The organism is Ruoffia sp. FAM 26254, from assembly GCF_045528545.1.
Classification (GTDB): Bacteria; Bacillota; Bacilli; order Lactobacillales; family Aerococcaceae; genus Ruoffia; species Ruoffia halotolerans.
Genome location: NZ_JBGQQY010000080.1, coordinates 1 through 4,873, shown reverse-complemented (window position 1 = coordinate 4,873; position 4,873 = coordinate 1). Strand labels below are relative to the sequence as shown.

Genomic DNA, 4,873 nt, shown 5'->3' with positions numbered 1-4,873 from the left:
TTTTAGAGACCGTATTTTACTTATGACGCGATTATATGTCCCTCAGACAAATAAAAAAGATCAAGCAACAACTTATGCTGCTTGATCTTGATTAAAATGAGTCATCAACCCTATTTGACAAAGAGCCTAAAAAAATCCCATTGCCTCTTCATTGAGACAATGGGATTTTTAGTATTTTCTATGCATGGTTAATTGTATCAACAATTAATTGAATTGGTTCACTATGGTCACTAATCTTAAAGGCTTTTGTTAATTTGTCTTCAACTTCAGAAATATCTTCTGTATTCGAGTGAATAACAACAATCGGATCGCCTTTTTTAACTGAATCTCCAACTTTCGCTTTAAGAACTACACCAACCGCTGGATCGATATCATCTGTATACTTCTCGCGCCCTGCGCCAAGCAAACTACAAGCCACTCCCACTTCAAGTGCAGTCCAATCACTAATAACTCCATCACGGTCCGCTTTAATTTCAGTTTGATATTTTGCTTGTGGCAATAAGCTTGGATCATCAACAACCGCTGGGTTTCCACCTTGGTGTTCAATAAACTGACGGAGTGTTTCTAACGCCTCTCCATTTTCAATTTTTTCTTGTAGTACGGATTTACCTTCTTCTAAGGTTTCGACTTTATTCGCAGCTATTAACATTTGGCTACCTAATACTAGACATAACTCAGTTAAGTCACTTGGTCCTTCGCCTTTTAATGTATCAATCGCTTCTTTAATTTCTAAAGCATTCCCAACAGCAAAGCCAAGTGGTTGACTCATATCAGAGATAACTGCTAATGTCTTACGATTCACTTGTTCACCAATTTGAACCATTGTTTTAGCTAATTGTCGCGCATCATCAACGGTCTTCATGAACGCACCGTCACCTACTTTAACATCCAGTACAATTGCATCGGCACCTGAGGCAATTTTCTTACTCATAATGGAACTCGCAATTAATGGAATCGATTGAACAGTACTTGTCACATCACGTAATGAGTACATTTTCTTGTCTGCGGGGGCTAAGTTTCCAGTTTGACCAACAACCGCCACTTTATTCTTGTTTACTAGTTCGATAAATTTCTCAATCGGTACTTCAATCTCAAAGCCTTCAATGGCTTCAAATTTATCTAAGGTTCCACCGGTATGTCCTAGACCACGTCCACTCATCTTAGCAACAGGAACGCCGGCACTCGCTACTAAGGGTGCAAGTATAATCGTTGTAGTATCTCCAACTCCACCAGTTGAATGTTTGTCTACTTTAACGCCATCAATCCCGGATAAATCAATTTGGTCTCCACTTTCAACCATAGCCATCGTTAAATGACTGGCTTCTTTTTCGTTCATTCCTAGGAAGTATACAGCCATCATCCAAGCACTCATCTGATAATCTGGAATAGATTCATTTGTAAATCCTTCTACCATAAAGCGAATTTCCGCTTTCGTTAACTCTTCACCCATTTGTTTTTTCTCAATGATATCGACAACTCTCATAACTTACCTCCAATTCTTAGATTATTTGCTTCTTGTAATTTCTTGTACATTTCCTTCAGCATCACTTGATAATATGACATCAGGATAATTTAAAAATAAACCATGTTCGACAACCCCAACCATATTACTTAGCTCAAATGCTAATTGATGAGGATTTTGAATCACATCTAAATTTAAATCAATAATATAATTACCAGAATCTGTAATAAATAATGTATCTTGACCTGATTTTCTAAATGTAGGATTCATGCCAGACTGATCGAAGGTACGGAATAACTTCCAACTACCAAATTGAACAATTTCGACCGGTAGTGGGAATTTACCTAAAGTGTCGACTAATTTATCTTCCGTCACAATCCAAATAATACGTCGACTGTTTTGGGCAACAATTTTCTCATGGAGTAATGCGCCCCCACCACCTTTAATACCGTTAAAATCACGAGTCGTCTCATCAGCACCATCAACAAGCAAATCAATAAAGTTCACATCATCAAGCGAACGACTCTCAATGCCTAATGATTGCATTTGTGTTAATGTCTGACGTGACGTCGCAACTCCAACAATGTGTTTCAATTCGCCAGCTTGTATTCTTTTTCCAACTTCATCTATAAAGAAATATGCAGTTGATCCTGTACCAAAGCCAACTACCATCCCATCTTCCACATAATCTGCTGCTTTTCGTCCAACAGCTTCTTTACCTAAAGACATTTGTCATCCACCTTATCTTTTCTCCTATTTGAGCTCCTATTCACTTTGGTAGCCCTATCAATTAAATTATAGCATACTCATGATTACTTGTTGCCTTTGATATCGTATAAATTATCTATTTTTGTTATAATGAATGTATTGACTATATCAATAGAACAGCTTCTAGGAGGATTCAATGAAACAAGTAGTTAAAATTAAATGCCCTGTGTGTGAAACACCCGCTTCACAAGAAGTAGAAACACGTGTAAACTCAAAATTACAGCCGAACTTGAAAAAAGACTTATTAAATGGCCAACTACAATATTTTGAATGTGGTAATTGTGGTACACGCAGACAAATCGAAACAGAATTCTTATATCATGATCCAATAAAAGAATTTATGGTCTTTTTAGTACCAAACTTAAAAAATAAACAAGATCAATTGAGTACACTTTTAGAAAATGTGACTCGCGACGAGAAAGTGGACTTATCTGATTACGAATTGCGTATTGTGACACACCATGCTGATTTAATAGAAAAAATTCAATTATTTGATCATCACTATAATGACCGTGAAGTTGAAATTGTTAAATTGTTGACTGATGGGTTATTTGCGAAAGAAAAACCGAATGAAGATGTTAAATCGCGCTTCTTTTATATGAAAGATGGCGTACCAAAAATTATGTACATTACGGCTAATGAACAACTTTTAGTTGATTTTAGTGATAATTTACTTAAATTCGCCAAAGACAAATATAAGAAGATAGTGAATACAACAGAAACTGGTCAATTCCATTTAATCAATGCGGAATGGGCGGCACATGCTTTAAGTAGTAACTAATTAAATAAAACCATCTAAATCTCTTTACAAATTGCGTTTGAGATTTAGACGGTTTTTTATTATTGTTCAATTTCTTTGCGTGTATGAGCTTCTTTTACAATATAGAGTGGGCGACGCTTAGTTTCATTAAAGATTTTAGCGACGTACTTACCAACAATACCTAAACAGAATAATTGCAGACCACCCATACCAACGATGAGTACCGCTAGACTAGGCCAGCCTGGTGTTGTTGCTCCGAGAAGAACTGTCTTAACGATAATGTAGATTCCATAAATACTTGAAAGGATAAAGATAATTAAACCTAGCATACTTGCAAATGTTAAAGGCGCATCTGAGAAACTGATGATGCCATCGAAAGCATATCGAATGAGTTGGGTAAAAGACCAAGATGAATCGCCGGCGCTTCGCTCAACATTATAGTAATCTAAATACTTCACTTTATAACCGACCCAACTAAAGATCCCTTTAGAGAATCGATTTCTCTCTGGCAAGCTTAATACAGCATCGACAACTTCGCGCTTCATTAAACGATAGTCTCGAACACCTTCTTCTAATTTGACATCCGAGATGACATTATTCAACTTATAGTATAAATTGGCGAAGAATGATCTCACTGGCGGCTCACCCTCACGGCTTACGCGCTTCGTTCCTACAACATCATAGTCTTCTTCTGTAATTAATCGATGCATCTCAACAAGCATCTCAGGGGGGTCTTGTAAGTCCGCATCCATTAAAGCAACCCACTCACCTTGAGCATACTCAAGCCCTGCCATAATTCCCGCTTCTTTACCAAAATTTCTTGAGAAAGAGATGTAGCTAACTCTATCTGGATATTTTGCAGCTAATTGCTTAATAACTGCAAGTGTATTGTCACGAGATCCATCATTTACAAATAATGTCTCAATAAAAACAGATGGCAATTTCTTTTGAGTTTCTAAAATCGCATCCATAAAAATTTCCAGCGTATCCTCTTCATTATAAGAAGGAACGACAATCGTCATAATATTACTTGTCAAAATGATTTGCCTCCTTAACAGCAACTTTTTCGGTATGTACCGAATTGATTGGTTCATCTTCACTCGAATCATCTAGTAGAATTTTCCGCGATACAAAGTTAAATATCATCACAAAACCTGTGACGAAAATCTTACTTATCATGACTGCCACACCAAACCATTCTACAAATACGAACATCAAAATCTGTGTCAAGATAAGTCCGACGATACTCAGTGATAAGAAGATTGTAAATTCTTTATAGCGTTGGTCTTTTCCAAACTTACTAACAAAAATAAATCGCATACTTGCCCAATAATTAAATACGGTGGCAATAATGAACGCGATGGCTGTGCCGATTAAGTAATTCATGCCCAGTATTTCATAGCTAATATATAGCACAATAAAATCAATCAGTGTTGAGATCCCACCGACAACAGCAAAGTTAAAAAACTGTTGTATCAAACGTTTCATTCATTATCCTTCTTTCTATACTTTATTAAATCATTCATAGGTTGATAGACAAAAAATGATTCTCTTTCTATTTATGCTTACAATCAAACTACTTTATATGTGTGTTTCATTATACACACTGATTATGTTCAAAATTACTACCCTTAATAGTAACGGATTTTAGGCCAATATAAAAGCATAACATGCCGTCCGTTGTTTTATTCTCATGTTTAAAAAATGAGGTTTGTTTCCAAACCTCATTCTACACTTTAGTTGTTATATATTTATGAATATTTATCCTGAATAATTCATACTTTTAAATATTGAGTTATTCTAGTCGTTATTTTTCAATTTTGGATCACTTTATCGAAATTAAAATATTTTAATCGATTTTCTAAGCTAAAGAAAAACTTTTT

5 protein-coding genes are annotated in these 4,873 nt (G+C 35.7%); 1 reads left to right on the top strand and 4 read right to left on the bottom strand.

What is annotated here, in order from left to right; all coding sequences use genetic code 11:
* Positions 1-178: 178 nt before the first annotated feature.
* Positions 179-1,483: a pyrimidine-nucleoside phosphorylase gene (locus ACEN3Z_RS11575; protein WP_407090951.1), complete on the bottom strand. Its 1,305-nt coding sequence runs from the start codon at positions 1,481-1,483 to the stop codon at positions 179-181.
* A 21-nt stretch (positions 1,484-1,504) separates the two neighbouring features.
* A complete protein-coding gene (gene rpiA, locus ACEN3Z_RS11570; protein ID WP_197104179.1) occupies positions 1,505-2,191 on the bottom strand; it encodes a ribose-5-phosphate isomerase RpiA in 687 nt (228 codons plus the stop codon).
* A 175-nt stretch (positions 2,192-2,366) separates the two neighbouring features.
* Between rpiA and ACEN3Z_RS11565 the strand changes: the two genes are divergently transcribed.
* Positions 2,367-3,011: a CpXC domain-containing protein gene (locus ACEN3Z_RS11565; protein WP_338489832.1), complete on the top strand. Its 645-nt coding sequence runs from the start codon at positions 2,367-2,369 to the stop codon at positions 3,009-3,011.
* Positions 3,012-3,070: 59 nt separating this feature from the next.
* On the opposite strand, the gene ACEN3Z_RS11560 is transcribed toward ACEN3Z_RS11565, so the two are convergent.
* Positions 3,071-4,027 carry a glycosyltransferase family 2 protein gene (locus tag ACEN3Z_RS11560; RefSeq protein ID WP_407090950.1) on the bottom strand — a complete coding sequence of 319 codons (957 nt, stop codon included), beginning with the start codon at positions 4,025-4,027 and terminating at the stop codon, positions 3,071-3,073.
* The gene (locus ACEN3Z_RS11555) at positions 4,017-4,478 is read right to left on the bottom strand and encodes a GtrA family protein (RefSeq protein WP_407090949.1); all 462 of its coding nucleotides are present in this window, start codon (positions 4,476-4,478) and stop codon (positions 4,017-4,019) included. Before ACEN3Z_RS11555 ends, ACEN3Z_RS11560 begins: the two co-directional genes overlap by 11 nt.
* Positions 4,479-4,873 lie beyond the last annotated feature (395 nt).